Here is a 22,797-nt window from a genome sequence, read left to right on the forward strand (position 1 = left end):
ATCGCAACCTATATCTTGTAGGAAAATTTCATGCCCGCTGCTCCACGAGTCATTATCTCATCCTTCGGCGACGAAGCTGCCATCCACAAAACGGCTTGGGAGCAGTATTCCGCGTTGGCTGCCTTGGGGCTCGAATACTACAGCTTGAGATTTATCGACGTAGGCAACGGTATCAAGAACGTGATGAATCTTACGAAGGCTGAGATTACCAAGCTGCGTCATTTGGAAGGCGATTTTGGCCTCAACGTAGCTTCGATCGGGTCACCAATTGGTAAAGTTAAACTTGTCAGTGGTGACGATGGCACTTCGAATCGCTTTGTGCCGTTCAAGAAATACTTAGCAAGCGATGTGGCCAAGGCTTGTGCGATGGCACACGCCTTCGAGACAAAACTCATCCGAGGTTTTTCGTTTTACCATCCCAAAGGAACCGATCCCTGGGACCATCTGCCACAGGCCGTCGATCAACTGGGCGAGATCGCCGAGATGTGCCATCGCAGTGATTTGACGTTTGGTCTGGAGATAGAAGCCAACCTTGTCGGACAAACGGGGCCGTTGATGGCTGAGCTGCATCGCCGCGTGAATCACCCTGCCCTAGTTACCATCTTTGACGGTGGCAATATCGTCAGCCAGGGGTTCTCAACTCAGGAAACCTATGAGCAATACCAGGCCATGAAACCAAGCATCGGCTGGTTCCACATTAAGGATTACCACGATCCCCAGCTCCAATCACGGCAGTCCCACGTCGACGAAGATAAACTGAAGAATTTTGTTCCCGCAGATATTGGCGACAGTGGCCACGACCACATTTTCAAAGACTTTTCTACCGAACTGCCGAAACTGGAACGCCGTCTACGGCGACGAGGAATACCAGGAGTCTTTCTGGATTTAGAACCACATCTCAAGGGAGGTGGCCAGTTCGGTGGGTTCAGCGGTCCCGACGGAGTTGCAGTCGCCCTCAAGGGCCTCACTCGCATCCTCGACTACGTAGGGATTGAATACCATCTCCGCGACTTTCGCGACGTCTGCGCCGATCGCGGGTTTTAGTCTGCCGAGCGTTGATTGGGAAGATCCACCGAGCCATCGATCGGTAGTGAGTCACGTTCATCGGCGATCCCGGCCGAGATTACTTCGGTCTTGTCGCCGCCGTCGCGGATCATCTCCAAAAAAGTTCCTGCGAGTTTTAAACCCCAGATAACACTTATGACCCCGACGGCACACCCTCCTAGAAAGAGCGGATGGAAATAGTTGTCGGCAGATAAGATCATGCTGGCCGCAGTTACTCCGGCAGCCGCAGTCACTAGAAACTTGCCCAATGCTCCTTCAAAGTGTCGTTGCTTGCGGTGCTTTGCAATCGCCGAGCGGGCGGAACTATTTGCCAGTTCGCGCATTGCCGCCAAGTCGATCGGCTGCGCGGTTCCTGTACAGTTTGCTTTCAATTCAGCCATATCCAACAACCCCAGATGTTCGGGGGAGGAAATGGCCGTGGTTTCCTTTACCTCCTTGTCGTATGAATTCTTGCCCACATTCAAATTGCTGGAATCTCGATTTGCGTTGGTTTCACATTCCTTCCGCGCTTGTTGACTAGACGAATCGCTTGTGGAGTCACCTCTCACCCTTTTCATGAGACTCGACATATAAGCCTCTAAGTCGCCGTCGTCTCCTTCGCCATATAAGGCTTCACTTGGAGGTGCAATTTCTGGCGAACGAACTGCTGGAGTACTTAACGTCTCCAGGAGATTCTCTTCCTGCCCTTGGTGATTCTCATCGAGCAAGTGGCTGTACTTGTCGATGAACGAAGTTGGTTGAAAATCTGGTTTGGCAACCTCGTGGCGATCTTCTTCGACATCGTCAGCGAGATCTGCAGCACCGTTCAAAAGTACAACCGTTTCAGTGACTTCTCGTTCCTTATCACTGGAAGTATCCTCCATGAAATCTTCAGCATCACTGAGTGGCTCGACATTTACTTCTTCAACCCCATATGTTGGCGTCGCTTGATTCGATCCACGAGCCTGCTCAAGTTCTTCCAGGGTCGCTTCGTAGGCAGTTTTTACATCTTGAGCCTGTTGAGCGCAGTCGGCCAACAACTCCCGTGATTCGTCGAGATCGGCTGAAAGTTTCTCTACATCTGCATCACGAGAGGCTAAGCGGTCGGTGACGTGATCACGTTCTTGCTCAACAAGAGAAACCTTTTCTCGAATAGAATCGAGCTGTAGAGTGAGCTGCTCAATCTGGTCAACTTGAGTGGCAATGCACTGGGCATATTCTTCGTGTTCTTCTTCCAAAGTGGATTCTTTGGAACGCACAGATTCCAATTCTTCACTCAAATTGGCAATGTGCAATTCTTGAGTTGCAATTCGTGCTGATATTTCGTCTCGCTCTTGTTCGACTTCTGATATTCTCGACCTGAAAATGTCGAGTTCGTTGGTTAACTGAGCTATCTGAGACTCCTTGTCCGAGAGCTCTAAGCTGTACTGTTCCCATTCTGCTTCACGTTGCGAAGCATTGGTGCGTTGGGCTTCGAACTCTTCTTTCAGCTCGGCATACTTTGCCTCTTGAGTCGTGAAGGTCAGTGCGGTTTCATTTCGCTCTTGCTCAACTTGTGTGATATTCGACTTCAACTCATCGATTTGAGATCGAAGCTCTTCGATGGTCTTCTCATGGTCGTTGCATTGCTCTTCGAAAAGATTGCGTTCTTCGGTATGCTTAGCAACATCTTCTTTGACACTTTCCAATTCCCTCGACAAGTGTTCTATTTGGCCAACACGACTGGCGAGTTCTTCGGTCAGCGAGGCTTGTTCAACTTCACTTTGGAAGACAATCGCCTGGAGCTCTTCAAGTCGCGCCTCTGAGGCTTGCAGGACCTCTTCGCGAGCAGTAAGGTCTCCTCGGAGTGACTGTACCTGTTCTGAGAGCTGAGTGCGTTCCGACGAGACAGCCTCAAACGCTTCCTTATCAAATTCAGCATTTTCAGCTTTGAGTTGCTCGACACGAGATTCGGCTGCAAGCCGTGCTTCCTTAAGACGTGCTACGTCAGCATGTGCTTGCTGCCATTCGTTTTTGAGGCTTTTTACGTCGATTACCAAGAGTTCATTGCGATTGCGTTGTTCGGCATTCTCAGTGGTAAGATTCTCCTTTTCAGTTGTCAGCTGATCACGTTCGGATCGCAACGCGTCCAGCTCACTGTGGAGTGAATCTAGTTCTGAGTTCAGCCGCTCAATTTGTTCGTTGCTTGCCAGCAACGATGTCTCGTTTGCCTGTAGTTTCTCTTGCAGAGCAGGGAAATCATGTTGCATTTCAGCATATTCACATTTAAGTCGATCAATCTCAGCAGCGGATTCTGCATGATTATCTCGAACACTATTTAACTCGGAACTTAGTTCTTCCCGGATGTGATACTGTTCTGCTAGCTTGTCTTCGGCGCCCTGCGCTGCATCTTTGGCAACTTGAAGCTCAAGTTCAATGTCTCGAAGTCGAGCATCTCGCTCCGTAAGTGCCTCAGTAGCCTGCGCTTTCTCATTTTCAATTGTCCGGTAATTTTCCATGAGCTGCTCGCGCTCTGCAGCAATTTCGTCGATTCGAAGCTGAAGTTCCGAGCATTGGACTTGAGTCTCTTGCAGTACTGCATCGGTGTGGTTCGACTTATCGTAGGCTTCGGCAAGTTCGCCCAGGATGCGATCGACTTCGGCGGAGTGATGGGCATCGCGATCGGCTAAGTTGGTGTGAAGTTGCTCCAACTCGGTCGAAAGCCTCTCTCGTTCACAATTTGCAGCTTGAAGTTGTTCGGTTAAACCTTGAGTTTGTTGAGCGTTCTCGCCGCGCTCGTGATCGAGTTCGGCTGCAAGCGTTTCGCGTTCGCTTTGCAGAGCTTGGATCTTATTGGCAAAGCTGTTGGCTTCTGTTTGAGCGCGGACTTGTAACTGCTCAAGCTCGGCCGATAGTCTCTCTCGTTCAGAGTTGGCAGCTTGAAGTTGTTCGGTAATACTTTGAGTGTGTTCAGCATTTTCGTTGCGAACATGATCAAGTTCAGCTGTAAGCGTATCGCGTTCACTTTGAGCAGCCTGGATCTGGTCAGCAAGGCTTCTAGCTTCATTTTGAGCATGAGCTTGGGACTGCTGCAATTCGGCAGTATGTCTCTCTAGTTCGCGATTGGCAGTCTGGAGTTGCTCGGTAAGACTGTGAGTCTGTTCGGCGTTGTCAATACGCAGTTGATCAAGTTCGGATGTAAGATGATCGCGATCACTTTGCAGTGCCTGGATTTGATCGACAAAACTGCTAGCCTCAGATTGACTGCGAATTTGGAGCTGCTCAAGTGCAGTTGAGATGGTCTCTCTTTCTCCCTCAGACGCCTGGAGTCGTTCGGTGAGATCTAGGATTTCCCCTGCGGAGCTGTTTCTTAATTTCTCTAGTTCGTCAGCAAGCAAATCTCGTTCATGCACCGCTGCTTGCATTCGGTCTGCATGAACGGCAGCTTTTTGTTGGGAATTTGCTAATTGGACCCGTTCACTTCGTAGCCCTTTTATGATCCGACGGCATCGTGCTCGCGCCTGCTGACTCGCTATGGTAGTTTTGAGGTAGTTACCCTCGGAAGCTTCGTCTTGATTGTCCGACGGTAATTCATTCAACTCTACCGTGTTCGACGATTCGGCTGAGTGGCTAGGGTGTGGGTCAGAAGTTGGTCCTTGATCTTCAAAAGCCTCAATTAGGTCAGAATCGCCCTCGGTATCTTGTTTGCAATAATCAGAACCATGGGAATCAGTGAGTGTCAGCTTTAGCTGTAAGTTGCCGATCGAGAGAACGTCCCCTGCGTAGACTGGTGCGGAGGAAAACTCTTGTTCGTTGAGTAAGACTCCTGGTGCCCAACTAGTGGCGGAAATCCCCTCTTCATTGCTTACGAGAAGACAATGAAGCGGGCGAACTTGACCCTCAGGAAGGCGGATCTGGCAACTGGGGCTCGAACCTATGGTGCATTTGCCGGCTGGCAAATCCAAAGAATGAGTCCACTGGTCTCCTGTGAAGATGTCCAGCTTGAGCTTAATGGGATTTGAAGATGAACAGCTCGGAGCTTCAGGTTTTTCTGTTTGCAAAGTGGTCATAGTGCCTAACCGGAGAATGCCATTTATTGAATCATGGGAAATCTCAATTCGCTCCCAAGGGGATCGACGAGACTATGATGTACCCAAGATTAGGTCATAATTGTCCAATTCATCCCGAGAAATGTTGGAAATCCCCGAGTTCTGGTGCCAGTGGCCCAAGTCTGAAAGACGCGTTTTCAAAGGTTCCTGCGATCAGAGAAACTCTTCGGAAAACATATGGATGAGTGCAAAAAGAAGCCTTCAAATAGAAACTATCGGGTGGCTTATTTGGCTCAGTGAATTGCAAAGTTACATATTTTAACGATTGGGACAAAAATTTGGTGTATAGGACTCCTAGAAAGGCCGATGATCGACAGTGCTAAGAAGTAACTCGACTAACGGACCTTAAATAGGAAACTGGGCGGTTTTCCTAATTGTTGGCATTTTGTCCAAATTCCGCGAGCAAGGAACAACAATTCCGCTGGATTTTCAACCAGGTGACGATAATCCTAATCCTTTTACCAGTAAGGACTTAGGTGTCAATGCTGATTGAACTTGGTGTTTTGCGGCGAGTTTTTGACTTCCTGCGACCTAACCTCAGCCGGATGCGTACTATAGTTACGTTGCGTCTCGCTAAATGTCCCCCAAAGTGGGGGGCAAGCAAATGCAACAGGTTCTCTGGTTTTTTGTCGGTCGGATCGGCTTCTTCCAGAGCGGAACAGAGGAAATTGGCAACCGCGACAACTGTTGAAAAACTCGTCTTGAGGAAAGCAAAGGGAAACTGGTCGTCGTGGCCTGATCGGTAAGGTGAACACTATGGCTCGAAAAGATTCAATATTGAAGTTGCGCGAACTCTTGGTCTATCGACGTGATGCCTTACGTAGGGCGTTGGCCGGTGATCTAAGTATGCTGAAGTCGCTGCCAGAACAAACTGGGGGAGACGTCGTCGACGCAGCACTCGATGCCGCCCAAGATGAAATCAGTTCCCAATTGGCCGAAGTAGAGAGTCGAGAGCTTGCTCAAATCGAAAATTCTTTGGAGCGGATGCGCCAAGGTACCTACGGTCAATGCGAAATTTGTGACGGGAAGATTCCCCTGGCTCGCTTGAATGCCCTTCCCTATGCCATTACCTGCATTGACTGCCAGCGTGCGTCCGAGACCGGAGGATCTGCATCGACAAGTAGCAATTGGGGCAGTTTGGTCGATAGCGACTTTAGCTACACTGATTGAACCTACCATTCGAAGCATCGGATTTGCACGGGTCGAACTGTTTTGCCATAATCGCACATCCCTTCCCCGGAGAATCTGACCATGTTGCTTTGTGCGAAGCACTTTTGCACCGCATTGCTTGCCGGTATCGTGTTGATGTGCTGGGTTGCGGTGACTCCAGCTATTTCACAGCAATTGCAAGAATTGTCTGCCCCTGGTTCACGCGAACAAGCGTTCGCCGAGTTGGACCGGGACGTGGATTCTCTTGATGCCCAGCTAGGCATTTATAAGCGTGTCGTCCGGCTCGTTTCGCCGTCTGTGGTCCATGTGGAAGCGACGCCTCGTCCGCAGTATCGTCTACGTAGAGATGCCGAAGAGGCTGGCTCTGCCGTCCTTGTGCGGTATCGCGGTGCTGACTATGTCCTGACCAATCGCCATGTGATCAAACATTCTGACGCCAGCCTGATTTCCCTGGAATTGTCTGATGGTAGACAACTCCGCCCGAAGAAGATTTGGGAGGATCGTGAGACCGATGTAGCGGTAATGCTGATTGAAGCCGAGAATCTCGTCCCAGCTCGCATTGGAAATAGCGAGCAGATGGAGATTGGTGAAATTGTGCTTGCTTTCGGCAGCCCATTCAATCTACAGAGGAGCGTTACCCGAGGAATAATCAGTGCCAAAGGCCGCTCGAATCTAGACCTTGGTGAGGGGGAAGTGATGTACCAGAATTTCCTTCAAACCGACGCGGCTATCAATCCTGGTAATAGTGGCGGCCCCCTGGTCAACTTGCGTGGCGAGGTCATCGGTATGAACACAGCCATCGCCAGTAATTCAGGCGGTAACGAGGGAATCGGATTTTCTATACCCATCAACATCGCGGTCCGAATCATGCGTCAGTTGATCGACGCGGGCGAAGTTGAGAGAGGGTTCTTGGGCGTAGCCCTAGACCGCAGCTTTGACGATGCCACGGCACGCCGTGTCGGCTTGACCCGGCTAACAGGTGCCAGAGTGACGAGCATTACTAATGCCTCGCCTGCCAGTGAGGCGGATATCCAAACGGACGACATTATCCTGCGTTTTGACGGCATGTTGATTGACAACGACGAACATTTGATCAATCTCGTCAAACGAACCGAAGTCGGGAGAAAAGTTCCTATGGAACTTTTTCGCTCCGGGCAGATGCTGACAGTTTATGTCAATATCGTGAAGTGGAAAACTCCTGAGCCGACTGTTCGTTAGACGCTAGCAGACTATGAAGTTGCCTACTGCAATCCCCGCAAGATGCAGTCCACAGTCGCTTCGACGTTGATGTCGACTACCACGTCCATATTTGGTTGATGAGGCGAGTTGCGGCGGCGATCAATCACGGTCATGCCCCGGGTTAACTCGCCGCTGGTCTCTACGTCGCAATACAAGCGTTCTGTGGTCAGCAATTCGGGGTGCAGGATACCGGCAATCGCAACCGCCTCAGAAACAATTAGCCCCTCGACTCCCAAGCGTTCGTGTGTTGCCAGGAATGCACTGGGCAGGAGGGCGCGAAGCACTCGACCTCGATTCGTCTTAACTTCCGGCAGACGGTCGAGTAGATCATAGCGCAACACGACCTTTGAGCTGATATCCAGTGGAAGCAAAGTCTTTGTTACCGGAAGAAGAAAAACAGAACGGGCGGATTCTGCGTCGCAATAGATGTTGAACTCGGCAGCCGGGGCGACGTTACCAGGCCCTGCAAGCGTTCCGCCGACGATGAACAAGTGGCCAACTTGCATTGCCAAATCAGGTTCGCGCTGAAGAGCCGTTGCAATATTGCTAAGTGGCCCCCCTGCCACGATCGTGATTTCTCCAGGGGATGCTTTAATCTCATCTGAGATGAGTTTCACGGCGGAATGCCTGTGGTGGAGTTCCGCAACGCGAAAGTCGGCACCGCAAAGACCATCTTCACCCCAAAGATCACGACAATCAGTCACCAGCAATTGATCCGGATCGGCTGCCCCCACGCGTGGCCAGCGTTGTGGATCAAGTTGCTCGACAAGTGCCTGAACATTGAGCGTGGCTTGCTTGGGGCCCACATTACCCCCCGTGGCGGTGACTGAGACCACGTCCAGCTGCGGTTCGAACAATGCCATGCAAAGCGCAACTGCGTCACCAATGCCGGGGTCCAAGTCAAGAATTACTTTTCTGGCCATTTGGCGTCTTGCCGATCCTTTTTTTACCTAGGAGAAGTGAGGCACTCCTGCCAGAATAAGGGAGCGTAGTTTGTTGATGGAAAAGCTCGCACTGCGGAGAGCTTCCGACCACGTCCCGGCCCAGTCATATCTTGATTATTGTAAAGCCCATTTCGGCAAGAAACAACCAGCATGGCAGACACTTTCGACACAATGAGGTCCCAATTGGTGGCCGAGGAGGATCTCTCTGCTAGCCAAATGAAAGCTGCCATTAGCCAAATCATGACAGGTGGCTGCACCGACCTAGAGATCGGCACGTTTCTAACGGCCTTGGCCCAGAAGGGGGAAACCGTAGCAGAAGTTGCAGGGGCTGCTGCGGCGATGAGAGCTAATATGACTCCTATTCTTAGCCGGCACAAGAAGTTGCTCGATACCTGCGGCACAGGGGGCGGCGGTAGCTCCACTTTTAACATTAGCACTACAGCCGCACTTGTGATCGCTGCTGCGGGCGTTCCTGTCGCCAAACATGGCAATCGTAGCGTCACCAGCAAAAGTGGCTCAGCGGACGTCTTGGCGGGTTTGGGGGTGAACATACAAGCCACAGTTCCACAGGTAGAACGTTGCCTGAACGAGTTGGGGATCTGCTTCTGCTTTGCACCCCTCATGCACCCAGCCATGAAACATGTTGCCGCAGTCCGCAAGCAGTTGGGCATTCGCACGATTTTCAATCTCCTTGGTCCCTTGGCAAATCCGGCTGGGGCAGCTTTTCAACTGCTCGGCGTGGGCAGGCCAGAAATCAGACCGCTTATTGCCTCGGCACTAAGGATGCTAGGTACCGAGCGATCATTTGTCGTTAGTGGACATGACGGTCTGGGAGAATTGACGCTAGCTGGCACAACCCACGTCACCGAGGTAAATCCGACCGGAGAAACTGAATTCTCTTGGGAGCCGGAAGACTTTGTCATTGCACGTCGGGAACTTGATGCCCTGCAAATCTCAGGGCCCGACGAGAGCGTCCAGATGGTTCGTAGTGTCTTGAATGGAGAGCCAGGCCCGGCACGTGATATCGTGATAATGAACGCCGCAGCGGGCCTAATCGTGATCGGCCACTCTGCAACGCCAAGGGAAGCGGCTACCGTGGCGGCTGAAGCGATCGATCGCGGCGCGGTCGTTGAGTTGCTTGATCAGCTTGTGCGATTGTCTCACGAACCGGCTCAATAGCTTGTGAAACTGTATGAATTAGGACCATTCAATTGACACGTTTGCCAATAAGTCGTGATATCCGAGGCCAATTGGTTTTCCTCGGGACCGGTACGTCGGTAGGAGTACCGGCTATCGGATGTGCGTGCGAAGTTTGTGCAAGCTCAGATCCGCGCAACAAACGGACCCGTTGCAGTTTGGTGTTGGGGCTCGATTCAGGAAATCTGCTGATCGATACTTCGCCCGACCTGCGAATGCAACTTCTGCGGGAGCAAATTGGCATCGTTCATGCGGTACTCTACACTCACGAACATGCAGACCATATCTTTGGGCTCGATGATCTGCGACTAATGCAGTTTTATCTAGGAGGCCCAGTTCCTCTCTACTGCGAGTTGCAGGTGGAAGAACGAATCCGCAAGTCGTTCGACTATGCCTTTAAGGACTCCAGCGGATTGCACGCCGGGGCAGTTCCTCAATTGCGGATGGAGCGAATAGGACTCGAACCGTTTGAAGTGCTAGACACACCGGTAGTTCCCCTCCGTTTGGAACACGGTCCTCATTGTAAAGTGCTGGGCTTCCGCTTTGGCGACGTAGCCTATTGCACCGATACCAATTACATCCCGGCAGAGAGTAAGGAAAGACTTTGTAATTTGGACGTGTTGATCCTTGACTGCCTGCGGCTGAAGCCGCACATAACCCATCTAAGTCTTGATGAAGCATTGGCGATCGCAGAAGAACTAGCTCCGCGCAGGACACTGCTGACGCACATCTCGCACGAGCTGGACCACGCCACGGTCAGCGCAAGACTCCCTGACGGTGTGGAGCTAGCCTACGATGGCTTAGAAGTTCCACTAGTTTAATGCGACTGACTGACTTCAACGGAAATCAATCTGATTCACTGCACTACTTTGCCAACGCAACATTGGCTTCGTTCAGGAGTTCCAGATAATCGAGAGCGATCGCCATGACTTCCTCATTGTACGGCGTCATGGGAAACACTGGCCGATCATTGTTTTCCAAATTCTCAAACATCTCTTCTTGATCTTTATCGGAATTGACTTCCGCACGCTCGGCGAGGAATTTTTCCTTATTGAGAGTTACGGTCGGCTCCTGCTGACGTTTGACGATCTCCTTTATCTTCTGGTCTTCCTTGATAAAGAAATCCGTCTTGGCTTCACGTGCGGCCGAACGTTGACGCAATTGCTCAACCATCGGGGCCGTCACAGCACGATAGTTGTCATGCGGCTGTGGAGCGACCTGATCGAACTTCAGGGCATAATCCAAATCAGCCTCGCCGATCCCTTCCCAATGGCTTGTGCGATAGGGAATTTCGACATCAGAAACGACGCCTCGGTTTTGGGTACTGTCTCCACTAGGTCGGTAGAACTGCTGAATGGTCATCTTCAGGGCACCAAGATTGGGAGCCTCTTGGAGTGGCAAAATCTGCGTTCCTAGTTCAAATAGTTGTTGAACGGTTCCTTTTCCATGGGTCGATTTGTCTCCGATAATAAGACCGCGACCGTAATCTTGAATCGCTCCGGCAAAAATCTCGCTGGCGCTGGCACTAAACCGATTGATTAGAACGATTAGTGGTCCCGACCAGACTTCACCTGCTTCTTCGTCGGGATAGGGTTGCACACGGCCATCTGGACCTTTCACTTGGACCACAGGGCCCTTATCGATGAATAGGCCGGTGGCTTCCACGGACTCAGGAAGAGAACCGCCGCCATTAAAACGTAAATCCATAACGACCAGATCGACATTCTGTTGGTTAAATTCTTCAAGCAATCGGCGTACATCTCGAGTTGTGCTCTTGAAATCGGCTTTGCCAGCACGACGGCCTTCCATGTCCATGTAGAAGCTCGGCAGACTTATCACGCCGATGCGACGTGCAGGACCGTTGGGTCCCTTCTGCTGTTCCAGGATCTTCCCCGTTACCTCTTCGACGGGCTCACTAACTAGGGGAGTCGAGTCTAGTACGTGTGTATGATCACCGGGAACAGTGGGTTCGTCAGCTTTCGGCATGGTTACAGGGCGATCAAGGATTTCGCTTCTTGCCTCACTGTCCTTAAGTTCAATCCGAGCACGAGTTATATCGTAGATCTTGCGCCCTGATTTGTCGGCGGGCATGACCTCGAGACGAACAATGGTGTTCGGTTTTCCACGAATCAATTGAACGACATCGTTGATCTTCATGTCGACGATGTCGACGAATTCACCCTCTTTGCCTTCTGCAACACCAACAATGACATCTTCAATCTTCAGGCGGCCATCCTTATCAGCAGCACCCCCGGGAACAATCCGGCGGACAATCGTTTCACCATATTTAGATTCGAGGGACGCGCCGATGCCATCCAGTTCCAGTCGCATTTGGATTGTAAAATTATCCAAATTGCTCGGTGACATGTAACTGGAATGGGGGTCGAAACTGGTGGTAATCGCCGTTAGGAAGTCCTCCAGCAATTCGTCGTTGCTGTGCTGTTCCCAGTTTCGTTGGATGCCTCGGTAACGTTTGTGTAGTTTCTCTACCGCCTCGTCATGAGGCACCTCGTCAGCTATTTCCAGTAGCAAGTCGTACTTCACACGCTTGCGCCACCGCTCGTTGAGTTCTTCTTCGGTTTTCGCGTAGTCCCATTTCTCTGGGTCTCGGATCATGGTTTCATCAAGAGAAAAGTCATGTTCAGCATCAATGTATTCTTGTGCGACAGCGACTCGCTCGTTCACACGTTCAAGAAACCGATCAAAAATGCGCTTTGCGATCCTCACGTCGCCCGCTTTCACATAATCATCAAGATTGTCCCGTTCAGCCATGAATTCATCGACGTCGCTCTGGAGGAAGAATAACTTCATTCGATCGAGGCTCTTGAGAAACATGTCAAGGGCACGATGAGAAATCTCGTCGTTCATTTGCATTTCGGAGAGATGCCTGCGATCCATCAAGGCAGCAACCATGATTGCTATGTGGCGATCTACCCGTGTGGGGTCGGTTGGTCTGGCAACGACGGTCGGAACCGACAAGCCTACTACTGAGCAGACAATGGCTAACAGGACCAACACCATGTTGCGTGATTGCCGCGACAGACCGAAACGCTCTCCGTCAAATAACATGTCCATCCCTCTCTTATTGTTACGCCAGATAAACTACCACGTCTGGTCATTCTGATATGCCTGGTGAATCAGTAGAGATTGCATTCCTGGCGAACAGACGCAGATAGGCTAATGCCAATTTTGATTGTTGTCATAGTACAAGGCAGTTCCAATGCGGACAAGATCGACGTCCAAGCCCAGAAGCCGCAACATTTAGCTATATAACAACTTCCGGCACTACAATCAGGCCCAATTCGGGCCTGCAATCGCGTCGCAGCGCTCCGCAAGAATCGCCACTTCACTTGCTTTCTACGTGGTCTGCTCCAGTGGTGTTCACCTCGAATTTCAGCAATTTTTGCACACTCCAGCGATTCGGTTCGGACTTGGCATTGAAATCCGTGGACCAACTCTGGACCTCCCCGCCAGGGACACTCGGAGACACCATACGGATGATCTGGATGCCCCCTTTATCGCGCAGGCGAGTAGTCTTTTCACAGACACACGGAATGATTTGGTTATCGACTGGAAGGGGAATGTTTCGTGCGACCACGCTGGAAATATCTGTAGGTAGTGTTTCGACTGGCAGATGCTCCGTCACTTCAAATGTCTCCCGACGAAGAATATGCGGGAATAATTCAGAAGAGTAATAAAGGCGATCTCGCAGATTCCGAGTTTCTTCACCGTAGAGCACGTCCCATACCTGGCATTTGAAGGATTGGTCGTCGAGCAAGATTGTTTCGTCATCTGATCGAGTCGTCGAGAACACGACTCCGGACTGATCTGTCAGGAGCCTTAATATCCTCGTATTCACGGGTCCGACAATCTGCTTTCCTGATACGTTGACAGTCGCTTGAATATCCAGCACATAGCTGTCGTCAGCCAGGGCCTTTAAGACCTCTTTTTGCGTGGTGACACTGCGGCCATACACTTTTCCTGATTCGTCAAATGTTTCGGTGACGATCTCAATTTCTCGCCAAGAACCAATTGGAAACTTTGCCCAAGGATGATGGCTGGCGGGAAATGCGAATTGCTCTTGAGGTGTCTCCGGCAATGCGTTCGAGGAAGGGGTTGTCGTCGCCTGCTCCCCTTCAGGAAGCGCAGGTGTAGGTTGGGGATTGCGCGATAACTCCGATTTCGATGCCGTTGTCTCTGATGCTGTTTCCAATCTTGCATTCAACTGAAGACGAGTTTCAGCGGCCGAAGTGCCGGCCGACACCTGCTCAGCGGGAAGCTTTTCCTTGGCATGCAATGTGGCGATTGGAGTCATCGCCCCGCATAGCACCAAGAGTCCAATCGTTGTGGAATAAAGCTTCAGCAATCTAGGACTTCCAAGTGTCGGTTAGAAAAGGCTATCTTCGAAAAGTCAATAACATGACGGATACCAGCTGCACGTACAGAGGTCCGAAGAACCCATAATAATTGCTAATGCGATCTTTACTAGTCCCTGGGACCGGCGGACTTCATCACAAAAAGACTCAATTTGTCGCAACGGAGGACCAGTGCACTACGAATCGCACGCGGCCACAAGATGCTGATCCCAGCGGGGAAAGACTCCGCGTAAATCGAGCCACAACTCGTTGCTCTGTTGCTTGACTTGCTGCTGGCGAGAAATCACGCGCGGTGTCGCTTCTTCAAATGCCCTGGCGAGGTCTTCGCCTGATTCCTCGGCGGGTTGAATCACTATTGCCCAGGAAGCGTCGGCCAGGCGGACTGCTTCGGATTCGCACCAGACGGAAGTGCATTGAGTTGGTTGGGCTGAAGCAACTCGTTTACTTGCCGCGAGCAGAGTGGCCAAGCGTTGCGCGCGTTGTTCGAGGTTGCCTAACGGAGTCGTCAGGAGTTGCCAAAGCGGTAAATGGTGAATGACACGGTCGCCAGATTGATAGATGTTCATCGTGGCCCAGAGTCCTGCCAGGGTTAGATCGTTGGCGGAACACTCGTCAACAGGAGCATGGCGAATGCACTCGTCAATCTTTACGCGTTTGCCCAACACGATCCCGCAAGGGGGACCACCGAGTAGTCCCGCCCCGTCGACAACAACCATGTCCGCCTCTTCCAGTCGCCGAGGAATGGTCTCGAAATGTGCCAGTCCGAAGTCGCCTGGGTTCAGCAGTCCTGCATAACGTGAGACCACGACCTTGCCACCGACGGATTGGGCAGTCTTCTCGGCCACGGCAAAGCTATGTGAGATCCAGGCACTCTCTGCGCCTGTGGATTCCACAAGAGCTGCAGTGGCTCTTTCAGCTAGAGTGGGATCTTGAGCCAGATATTCGGTGGTGATTCTCACGAGTTCATCCACTGCCGCCTCCGCAAGTGGCAAAGCCGGCCACCGGTCTCCCAGGAGAACTCCTGATGCGTTGACGCATGGGGTAGAAAACTCGGCAGGGCCCAGAAGGCGTCTAGCCAACCGTTCTGCCAATTGGCCCAACGACGGCACACTCCCCCCGTCTGCACGTTGAAGAATGCTTGTCTGCAACTCTTCCAAGAAGCCGGTTGCGCGCTGCGCAATCGTGGTTTGGTTCACCCGCTTGACCACCCGGGCCACGGTCGGATGGTTCAATAGTTCGCCGAGGGACGGGAGTTTGGGAAAAGGGGAATCAGATTTCATAGTTTTTTCAAGACGGAGTGAGCGGGAGAAGTCCGCATTATCTTACATCTTACTCCGAGAATGCCGATTCTACTACTGCCGGCTGGAGATCGCTGTCAATGAGTGGACGCGAGGGAGCCCGATTATTTGATTCCGACCTGCCCAGGGGAAGGAAAGGGATCGTTCTTGGCTTCCTGGAGTGTTCGGCGTTCATTGCTCCAATTGCCTAGCCCTGGCGGTGAAGAGTTTTGCCAGCTGGTGCAACCAGTCACTAGATTCCACGCCAGAAGAGCAACAACCATTGTCCAATTCCGCTTTTGCATATTGCTCCCGGTTTACCCCTGAATCATCTCTACGCCGCAAGAGGCCGTTTAGTGTTCAAGGCGTGGTTGTGCCATCCACTCACCCACTGTTTGTGGGCCACTGGGTTGCTCAGGTTCCGACGAAAAGATACTACTCCAGAATCCTTGCTTCTCTTGGGAAGAATTCTGGGCAGCAGGCGCTTCCTCACCACCGAAGGTAAACATCTCCTTAGTCCCTTCCCATGCTTTTTTGGTGCCTGAACTCACCTTTTGAAATCCTGATTTTACTGGATTTGTTAGAGAGGACATGTTGGGCATGGAGACTTTTGGCATGGTAATCTTGGGCAGAGGAATCGATGGCCAACTGGATTGGCGAACTTCTGAGTCCTGATGCATTTGTGGGGCTCCACCCACGGACTTATGTGTGCCACTAGGTTGCGAGTTCAGTATCTGAGCCTGCGCTAATTGTCCGAGAGTTAGCGCAACGCCTAGGGACGTCATTGTCAAAAATCGAGGATAAGTCATGCCGGTCTACTCCCATCCTGAGGCCGGAGTGTGCGAAATTGTCCAAGGGCCCCCTTCCCTTTGCCTTAATCTGGGAGGGAAGTGTTCCAAATCTCGCAAACAGCGTCCAGAGTGGTTTTCCCCATTGCGAACCGATGAATCTGGTAGATGCTCAAATATCGGTGCAAAGCCGAGAAAATGCGAAACTTCACCATGAATAGCGGGGTTTGGTATGATAGCAGTTCTGCCGCATAGGCTCCCCAAAGCAAGTATTCTTTTACATTCAATCGCATGCCAGCTTACCCCACTAGAACTCGGGCAATTGTCGCAGTACTCCTTGCGCTCGCGTTGTCGACAAGCCCTGTGAATGCAGAATCCGATCTATTTGCAAGGCTCGATACGGATGGCGACGGCCAAATCGCAACTTCCGAGATACCCGACGAGCACGCAACTCTTTTCCGACGTCTCCTGAGAACTGCCGACGCAAACTCTGACGGGCTGCTTTCGGCTAAGGAGTTTCGCGAAGGGATTTCTCCGACACGTCCCGAAAAACCGCTGACTGAGAAGGGCAATGCCGAGTTCCCCGGTGCTGATGCTTTGCTTTTAATTTTGGCTTGGATGGATGAGAATTCCGACCTAACCATCAAAGCCGAGGAAGTTCCTCCCCATCTCAAGCCCTTTTATGATCAAGTTCAACAGCAACTCAAATCCAAGGACTCCAGCCAATTTCGTGTGCGGCAACTCCAACAACAGTCTCCAGGTTTTGCCCAACAAGCGTTGCGATATTCCCAACGACAGAAAATTGATGTCGAGCTGGAATTGTCGCTCCTTTCGGATCAACAACACGCCATGGTTGAGCGTCTGCGCAAGAATGTAGAGCCCGGCCAAGCCCTAGCGAGTGCTGACAACGCAGAAGCCCTTTTTGCCCGACTGGATCAGGACGGAGACGGAGTGATTCTGATTGCTGATTTACCCGAAGGTCCGCGGGAACGCTTCGCGGAGATGCTCGAGCGGGCCGATCACAATAGCGACCAACGTATCACCGAGGAAGAGTTTTTAAGTTTCAGAGGACAAGCGGCGAAAATGACAGCAAATAAACCCGTGCGTCCCCAGTCAGCCAGGCGAGTTGCCCAACTACTCCGACGCGCCGACCGCAATGGCGATGGGCAACTCACGCGTCGAGAGGCGCCCCCATTTATTGCCGAGCGGTTTGACAAAGTCGATTCCAATGGCGATGGGCTCCTGAATCACCAGGAACTGTCTCAGTTACTTATGTTACAAAGCGTTTCTGCGAAAGCTTCTCGTCCAACCAACGAAGATCGTACGAATTCCTCCATACGCCCCAAAAACTAAACGATTTCTTCATATTAGGGCGTTACATTCTCGCCATTCTCCCGCTTGGCATGTAATGAGATCGATTTTTCCGCCTGAACCGTGAACACTTTTTGCGTGTCTCGCGTAATATGGAATTAAGGCACGCGAGCTGGATAGTTCGCCTTAGGCACGAGGGATCGGCGGAACAGGTCAAGGTCCCTGGCACGATCGGCAAGTCCGGTCAAGAGGAGGCAAACAATGGCAAATTCACAATCTCCCACACCGGCTCCCAGTTCGGCTGACTCGCGTCACGAGTTACCTCCGGTAACCGTTGACGGTCACGCCCTGTTTGAATTCAGCTTGAAGTTGAATCGGGCTCTCAAGCGTTTGGAGACGCGGTATGGGGCCACAGACAAGCACAAGATTCCCTACTTCCGGGATACCTGGCAACAGGCATCTCGCAAGCCTCGCTGAGTGGCGTTCTTGCAGGCAAGTTGTCGAGCGAACCACCCTGCGGTTATGATGAGTGGAGTTTTAACTCTGCCCTTCCCCAAACCCCAGGTATCGACTGAATGCGGGTATTATTGGCTAGCCCACGCGGCTTCTGTGCGGGGGTAAATATGGCGATTGAGGCCTTGGAGCTAGCAATTGAGTCGCTACCGGGCCCCATCTATGTGTATCACGAAATCGTCCACAACAAGTACGTTGTGGACCGGTTTCGCTCTCAGGGGGTGGTGTTCGTAGACTCCTTGACTGATGTGCCCGAGGGTTCAACGCTCTTGTTTTCTGCTCACGGCGTCTCTCCAGAAGTCCGCCAATTAGCTCGAGGACGCAATTTGAGGACAATTGATGCCACGTGCCCACTTGTGACTAAGGTTCATCTCGAAGCCATCAAGTATGCCAACCTTGGCTACACGATCTTTCTCATCGGCCATGAAGGGCATGACGAAGTGATTGGAACGATGGGCGAGGCGCCGGAAGCCATCATACTCGTAGAATCTCCCGATGATGTCGCCCAACTCGATGTCGCCGACGAGTCCAAAGTTGCCTATCTCACACAAACCACGCTTAGTGTCGACGACGCAAACCGCATTATCTCGCGCATCCGAGAGCGATTTCCCCAGGTTGTATCCCCTCCCAAGGACGATATCTGCTACGCGACCCAGAATCGCCAGGAGGCAGTATCTGTCTTAGCCTCCTCGGTTGACCTCACCTTGGTCCTAGGTAGTCAGAACAGCTCCAATAGCCAGCGGCTGGCTGAACTCTCCCGCGAACGCGGCGTGACGGCCCACCTGATCGACGGTGCCCAAGACATCGACCCAGCTTGGTTCGAACATGTCGAAACCGTGCTCGTAACCGCTGGAGCAAGCGCTCCTGAAGTGGTCGTCGAAGCGGTGCTGGATTTCCTCCGAGAGCATTTTCATGCCACCGTCGAAGTCCATTCCCTCCGCACAGAGGACGTGTCCTTTCCCCTGCCGCGCGAATTGCGAGTGGTTTCGAGTTAGCGGGTTTCGTCTCGACGCCGTTTCTCGTTGAGGTCGATTGCGGAATTCTCGTCAAGCTGACTGTGTCGCCGAAAGCACTCACTCCCCTGCACTCATCCCCAGATTCTTCCACAGAAATGCCCAACAGTCGGCGGTTTCTTCGATCTTCTTGGTTGTCGGAGTTCCCGCACCATGACCAGCACGCGTTTCGATCCGCATGAGGATTGGCGCCGGGCCCGCTTGGGCTGATTGGAGTGCCGCACCGAATTTGAAACTGTGCATCGGCACGACACGGTCGTCGGTATCTGCGGTTAAAATCATCGTAGCAGGGTATTCGGTTCCTGGTCGAACGTTGTGATAGGGTGAGTAAGCCAGCAATGCGCGGAATTCGTCGGGGTCGTCGACCGTTCCGTATTCGTCACGCCAGAAATGCCCGGCGGTAAAATTTTGATAGCGGAGCATGTCCAATACCCCCACTGCCGGCAGGCAAGCACCAAACAGATCTGGCCGTTGAGTGAGGGCTGCTCCCACAAGTAGCCCACCATTGCTCCCCCCCATGATCGCCAGCTTGGGCATTGAAGTGTACTTCTCTGAAATTAACCAATCGGCTGCCGCAATAAAATCGTCGAATACATTCTGTTTTTTCAATTTCTTTCCCGCCTGATGCCACGCTTCGCCATACTCCCCCCCGCCTCGCAGATTTGGCACGGCCACGACACCTCCCATCTCCATCCAAGTGGCATAAGCTACCGAGAAATATGGCGAGAGAGAAATGTCGAACCCACCGTAGCCATAGAGCAGCGTCGGCAATTGCCCATTGTGTTCCAAGCCCTTTCGATGCGATACGATGATGGGCACACGTGTGCCATCTTTGCTTGTGTAGAAAGCCTGACGCGATTCAAAGAGAGAACGATCGAACTCCACTTCCGGCTGGCGTATCAACGTGCTCTTGCCGGTCTCGAGATCGAGTCGAAATATGCTCGCCGGGGCAACATAGCTCGTGAACGAAAAAAATGTCACGGAATCGCTTTGGCGCCCTGAGAATCCGTCTGCGGAGCCAATCCCTGGTAGTCCAATCGCATGCATCGGCGTCCCATCGAGCTCAAACGCCATTACTTGTGAGACCACATCTTTGAGGTACTTGGCAACGATTTGATCTTCGAAAAGAGTTACACCTTCAAGTGTTGCTTCTGTAGCTGGAACAATTTCGGTCATTTGCTCGCGGATCGACTTGCCCCCTTCCAGGCTGTCCACATCGAGCGCAACGACTCGTTTTGTCGGAGCCTCTAAATCTGTGAGGAAATACAATTGTTCATCAACATTACCCAGGAACCAGAATTGATTCTCGAAATCCTCGACAAGCGGTCGAAAAGGCGCGTCGAGTGAATCATTCACCCTTCGAAAGAAAACCTGATTTTGCGGATCCGTGCTACGCGAGATCATGAGTACCAAGAACTGGTTGTCGTCGGATCGACGTATCTCAAAGCTCCAGGTCGGTTCATCAGGCCGCTTGTAGACGAGCGTGTCTTCTGACTGCGAATCACCTAGCTGATGAAAGTAGATTGCTGGATTGATCGCCAGAGCCTGATGTTGTTCTTCGGCCTTCGGTTCGGGGTACCGGGTATAGAAAAATCCAGTCCCCACAGCATTCCACTGGATGCCACCCCAACGAGTCCATTCGAGTTTGTCGGGTAGTTGCTCTCCCGTGGAGATGTCCATCACATAGATCGTCGACCAATCGGATCCTGCGTCTTTGCGACCGTAGGCCAGATGCTTGGCGTCATCACTCTCTGCCATGAAGCCTAGTGAGATCGTTCCATCTTCTGACCATTGATTCGGATCAATCAGAACGCGACCTGCGCCATCATCGGTGTCAGCCACATAAAGTACGGCCTGATTTTGTAGGCCATCGTTTTTCAGAAAAAAATACTTTCCCGCAGTCTTCGTGGGCACTGAGAAGCGTTCAAAGTTCCAGAGCTTTGTGAGTCGTTCTTCGATGGCACCCCGCTCGGGAATTCCATCCAGATACTTGCGAGTAATTATATTTTCAGCAGCCACCCAGTCAGCCACTTCCTCAGAAGTTCGAACATCCTCCTCCATCCAGCGATAAGGATCCGGCACATCGACACCGTGAAATGTGTCTACCTGATCCCCTCGCCTCGCATCGGGATACACCAACCTCGACTCCTTTGCATTTGAAATATCAACGACCACCCAAGATGAGGCCACCATCGCCACAATCACTGCATTTCTCAAACATTCCATATACAAATTCTCCTTTGAAACTATCCTGCAATCGGCGGCATTGTAGTATAAACATCCAGGTCTTCTCGCTCTCCGAGTATGGCGAATAGCTCGCGTATTTGCGCTAGACCCTCAACGAATCGAAATTCAAAACTGGACTGGCGACTTTTGCTCCCTAAGACGTAGTAATCTGGGGCCGGATTGAGAAAGCTCAGTGGCTCGGTCGACTCGTCAACTTGGTCTTCTCCTTCGACTTTGACAAAATGATCGCTGTCTGTCCCTGAAATGTCGAGCACAACCTCCGAAGTGAAAACCGATTCGTGTCCGCTAGAACTATGGCAGCTAATCCGCCATCCATCCTCATCGTCATGGCTAATTCTCTGGACTTCCATTCCCAGGTGCAGCGAGTCCGCTAACAAATCTGATTCAGCCAGGGGCCTAAGATAACACTGACAATACTCCGAGGCTGAGAGCTTCGCCGAACCTGCCGGACAATGCCACTTGGAATCCTGCGCCTTGAGCGCCGCAACTCCCAAAGTGGAAGCATGCTCACCGAATGAGCCATTCAGCAAGATTTCACCAGCATCATGCATACTCTGCGCTGGTTGCACGCTCCGTTCAATCACTTCGGCGCTGTACCCCAGATAGCGGGCATAGAGTGCCGTCTCCAACCCAATCGGCCCGGCTCCCAGAATCACTACCCGTGGTTGAGAATCGTCGTCCATTGATCAGTTCCCTAGCTGCTCGCGCTACGGTAGCTCCACAGAGCCCGTTTAAAGACCCAGCGGCTCCCCAGCAAACTACCCAATGTAGCAACCACTCCGAAGGCCGCCAGCCACGAATGTTCCCAAGACAATGGTTTGGCAATGAGTCGGGCTGGCACATTAATCACCACCAGAATTGGGATCACAAAAGTGAACAATTGCCTGAGAGGCGTGCCCCAGGTTCCTTGGTAGATCTCCATCGGATACCGTGAGAAGTTCGTGATGTAGAACCAAAAATCGTAGAGCGACTGATTGCGCCCGAGCCAAATACTTGTCGCCGCCAAGGCTATCATAACGCTGTACAAGATCAGGACTCCCATCAAAATGTACACGGGATACAGCAGTACTTGCCAGAATGAGAGTTCGAGCCCTTCGATTCGCGGAACGGAATAAAAGAGTAGCAACATCGCAACGAAAAAGTTTCCTAGCGACGACCAACTGATCCGCCGAAGTGAAACCAGAAACTGCGTATCAATGGGCTTCAGCAGGGCAAAGTCGAGTCCTCCCGTGCGGACTTGTTCGCTAAGTTCTTCGGCGTTCGGCATGAAGAACGCTTGTACCAGACTGTTTACGAACATCGTCGTGGCGATAAATACAAAGAACTCAAACTTGCCCCAGCCGGCAATGTTCGGTGTGAACTGATAAACGAGTACGTAGAATCCCAGGTTCATGATCATCCACGACATCGACGAGAACGTGTCGATCAAAAAATTCGCGCGGAACGTCATATCCCGCACCAAACTGTTGCGGACAAACGTGAGGAATACACCAAGATAGGAAGGATGATGGGACATGAGTGAATTGATGAGTGTAAAGCTAGGAGTGATGGGCAAAAGAAATTGCAAATTCACCACGCCTTATTCGTTAC

General features: G+C 51.8%; 17 protein-coding genes. 8 read left to right on the forward strand and 9 right to left on the reverse strand.

The window, feature by feature from the left end; all coding sequences use genetic code 11:
* Nucleotides 1-30: 30 nt before the first annotated feature.
* On the forward strand, nt 31-1,044 hold the full coding sequence (locus tag Pla144_RS16920; protein WP_146451880.1) for a sugar phosphate isomerase/epimerase family protein: 1,014 nt from the start codon (nt 31-33) through the stop codon (nt 1,042-1,044).
* Here the strand turns inward: Pla144_RS16920 and Pla144_RS16925 are convergent.
* Nucleotides 1,041-5,093 (reverse strand): FHA domain-containing protein, encoded by a 4,053-nt coding sequence (locus tag Pla144_RS16925; RefSeq protein ID WP_146451881.1) that lies wholly within the window; start codon nt 5,091-5,093, stop codon nt 1,041-1,043. The two genes, Pla144_RS16920 and Pla144_RS16925, sit on opposite strands and share 4 nt — an antisense overlap.
* A gap of 795 nt (nt 5,094-5,888) precedes the next feature.
* Here Pla144_RS16925 and Pla144_RS16930 point away from each other — a divergent pair.
* Together Pla144_RS16930 and Pla144_RS16935 are read left to right on the forward strand one after the other, a co-directional pair.
* Entirely contained in the window at nt 5,889-6,302 is a 414-nt protein-coding gene (locus tag Pla144_RS16930) for a TraR/DksA family transcriptional regulator (RefSeq protein WP_146451882.1), read from the forward strand.
* An 81-nt stretch (nt 6,303-6,383) separates the two neighbouring features.
* A complete protein-coding gene (locus Pla144_RS16935) occupies nt 6,384-7,520 on the forward strand; it encodes a S1C family serine protease (protein ID WP_146451883.1) in 1,137 nt (378 codons plus the stop codon).
* Between the two features lie 23 nt (nt 7,521-7,543).
* Here Pla144_RS16935 and Pla144_RS16940 read toward each other — a convergent pair whose 3' ends face one another.
* Nucleotides 7,544-8,464: a nucleoside hydrolase gene (locus Pla144_RS16940; RefSeq protein WP_146451884.1), complete on the reverse strand. Its 921-nt coding sequence runs from the start codon at nt 8,462-8,464 to the stop codon at nt 7,544-7,546.
* 171 nt (nt 8,465-8,635) lie between these two features.
* Here Pla144_RS16940 and trpD point away from each other — a divergent pair, with 171 nt between their 5' ends.
* Nucleotides 8,636-9,664: an anthranilate phosphoribosyltransferase gene (gene trpD / locus Pla144_RS16945; protein ID WP_231936415.1), complete on the forward strand. Its 1,029-nt coding sequence runs from the start codon at nt 8,636-8,638 to the stop codon at nt 9,662-9,664.
* A gap of 32 nt (nt 9,665-9,696) precedes the next feature.
* Entirely contained in the window at nt 9,697-10,503 is an 807-nt protein-coding gene (locus Pla144_RS16950) for an MBL fold metallo-hydrolase (protein WP_231936416.1), read from the forward strand.
* Nucleotides 10,504-10,546: 43 nt separating this feature from the next.
* Here Pla144_RS16950 and Pla144_RS16955 read toward each other — a convergent pair whose 3' ends face one another.
* The 4 genes from Pla144_RS16955 to Pla144_RS16970 all read right to left on the reverse strand — a co-directional run bounded on the left by Pla144_RS16955 (nt 10,547) and on the right by Pla144_RS16970 (nt 16,144).
* Nucleotides 10,547-12,751, reverse strand: coding sequence for a carboxy terminal-processing peptidase (locus Pla144_RS16955; RefSeq protein WP_197530764.1), 2,205 nt, complete (start codon nt 12,749-12,751; stop codon nt 10,547-10,549).
* Nucleotides 12,752-13,028: 277 nt separating this feature from the next.
* A complete protein-coding gene (locus Pla144_RS16960) occupies nt 13,029-14,048 on the reverse strand; it encodes a hypothetical protein (RefSeq protein ID WP_146451886.1) in 1,020 nt (339 codons plus the stop codon).
* 186 nt (nt 14,049-14,234) lie between these two features.
* Nucleotides 14,235-15,338, reverse strand: a complete 1,104-nt coding sequence (locus tag Pla144_RS16965) for a hypothetical protein (RefSeq protein ID WP_146451887.1) — start codon at nt 15,336-15,338, stop codon at nt 14,235-14,237.
* A 350-nt stretch (nt 15,339-15,688) separates the two neighbouring features.
* Nucleotides 15,689-16,144 carry a hypothetical protein gene (locus tag Pla144_RS16970; RefSeq protein WP_146451888.1) on the reverse strand — a complete coding sequence of 152 codons (456 nt, stop codon included), beginning with the start codon at nt 16,142-16,144 and terminating at the stop codon, nt 15,689-15,691.
* A 270-nt stretch (nt 16,145-16,414) separates the two neighbouring features.
* On the opposite strand from Pla144_RS16970, the gene Pla144_RS16975 reads away from it, so the two are divergent.
* The 3 genes from Pla144_RS16975 to ispH all read left to right on the forward strand — a co-directional run bounded on the left by Pla144_RS16975 (nt 16,415) and on the right by ispH (nt 18,942).
* Nucleotides 16,415-17,476 (forward strand): EF-hand domain-containing protein, encoded by a 1,062-nt coding sequence (locus Pla144_RS16975; protein ID WP_146451889.1) that lies wholly within the window; start codon nt 16,415-16,417, stop codon nt 17,474-17,476.
* 219 nt (nt 17,477-17,695) lie between these two features.
* Nucleotides 17,696-17,911 carry a hypothetical protein gene (locus tag Pla144_RS16980; RefSeq protein WP_146451890.1) on the forward strand — a complete coding sequence of 72 codons (216 nt, stop codon included), beginning with the start codon at nt 17,696-17,698 and terminating at the stop codon, nt 17,909-17,911.
* 98 nt (nt 17,912-18,009) lie between these two features.
* A complete protein-coding gene (gene ispH, locus Pla144_RS16985; RefSeq protein ID WP_146451891.1) occupies nt 18,010-18,942 on the forward strand; it encodes a 4-hydroxy-3-methylbut-2-enyl diphosphate reductase in 933 nt (310 codons plus the stop codon).
* Between the two features lie 78 nt (nt 18,943-19,020).
* Here ispH and Pla144_RS16990 read toward each other — a convergent pair whose 3' ends face one another.
* From Pla144_RS16990 to Pla144_RS17000, 3 genes are read right to left on the reverse strand one after another with little or no spacing between them, the layout of a single operon-like run.
* Complete coding sequence (locus Pla144_RS16990; RefSeq protein ID WP_146451892.1) at nt 19,021-21,186, reverse strand: prolyl oligopeptidase family serine peptidase; 2,166 nt, start codon at nt 21,184-21,186, stop codon at nt 19,021-19,023.
* Between the two features lie 20 nt (nt 21,187-21,206).
* A complete protein-coding gene (locus Pla144_RS16995; RefSeq protein ID WP_146451893.1) occupies nt 21,207-21,890 on the reverse strand; it encodes an FAD-dependent oxidoreductase in 684 nt (227 codons plus the stop codon).
* An 11-nt stretch (nt 21,891-21,901) separates the two neighbouring features.
* Entirely contained in the window at nt 21,902-22,723 is an 822-nt protein-coding gene (locus tag Pla144_RS17000) for an ABC transporter permease (protein ID WP_146452016.1), read from the reverse strand.
* Nucleotides 22,724-22,797 lie beyond the last annotated feature (74 nt).

It is taken from the genome of Bythopirellula polymerisocia, from assembly GCF_007860015.1.
GTDB classification, from domain to species: domain Bacteria; phylum Planctomycetota; class Planctomycetia; order Pirellulales; family Lacipirellulaceae; genus Bythopirellula; species Bythopirellula polymerisocia.

What these genes read in the sequence shown, in the direction of transcription:
- Pla144_RS16990 (WP_146451892.1), bottom strand. Translation starts at nt 21,186, where the DNA reads ATGGAATGTTTGAGAAATGCAGTGATTGTGGCGATGGTGGCCTCATCT.
- Pla144_RS16970 (WP_146451888.1), bottom strand. Translation starts at nt 16,144, where the DNA reads ATGACTTATCCTCGATTTTTGACAATGACGTCCCTAGGCGTTGCGCTA.
- Pla144_RS16965 (WP_146451887.1), bottom strand. Translation starts at nt 15,338, where the DNA reads ATGAAATCTGATTCCCCTTTTCCCAAACTCCCGTCCCTCGGCGAACTA.
- trpD (WP_231936415.1), top strand. Translation starts at nt 8,636, where the DNA reads ATGGCAGACACTTTCGACACAATGAGGTCCCAATTGGTGGCCGAGGAG.
- Pla144_RS16955 (WP_197530764.1), bottom strand. Translation starts at nt 12,751, where the DNA reads ATGTTATTTGACGGAGAGCGTTTCGGTCTGTCGCGGCAATCACGCAAC.
- Pla144_RS17000 (WP_146452016.1), bottom strand. Translation starts at nt 22,723, where the DNA reads ATGTCCCATCATCCTTCCTATCTTGGTGTATTCCTCACGTTTGTCCGC.
- Pla144_RS16980 (WP_146451890.1), top strand. Translation starts at nt 17,696, where the DNA reads ATGGCAAATTCACAATCTCCCACACCGGCTCCCAGTTCGGCTGACTCG.
- Pla144_RS16925 (WP_146451881.1), bottom strand. Translation starts at nt 5,093, where the DNA reads ATGACCACTTTGCAAACAGAAAAACCTGAAGCTCCGAGCTGTTCATCT.
- Pla144_RS16930 (WP_146451882.1), top strand. Translation starts at nt 5,889, where the DNA reads ATGGCTCGAAAAGATTCAATATTGAAGTTGCGCGAACTCTTGGTCTAT.
- ispH (WP_146451891.1), top strand. Translation starts at nt 18,010, where the DNA reads ATGCGGGTATTATTGGCTAGCCCACGCGGCTTCTGTGCGGGGGTAAAT.
- Pla144_RS16975 (WP_146451889.1), top strand. Translation starts at nt 16,415, where the DNA reads ATGCCAGCTTACCCCACTAGAACTCGGGCAATTGTCGCAGTACTCCTT.
- Pla144_RS16935 (WP_146451883.1), top strand. Translation starts at nt 6,384, where the DNA reads ATGTTGCTTTGTGCGAAGCACTTTTGCACCGCATTGCTTGCCGGTATC.
- Pla144_RS16920 (WP_146451880.1), top strand. Translation starts at nt 31, where the DNA reads ATGCCCGCTGCTCCACGAGTCATTATCTCATCCTTCGGCGACGAAGCT.
- Pla144_RS16995 (WP_146451893.1), bottom strand. Translation starts at nt 21,890, where the DNA reads ATGGACGACGATTCTCAACCACGGGTAGTGATTCTGGGAGCCGGGCCG.
- Pla144_RS16940 (WP_146451884.1), bottom strand. Translation starts at nt 8,464, where the DNA reads ATGGCCAGAAAAGTAATTCTTGACTTGGACCCCGGCATTGGTGACGCA.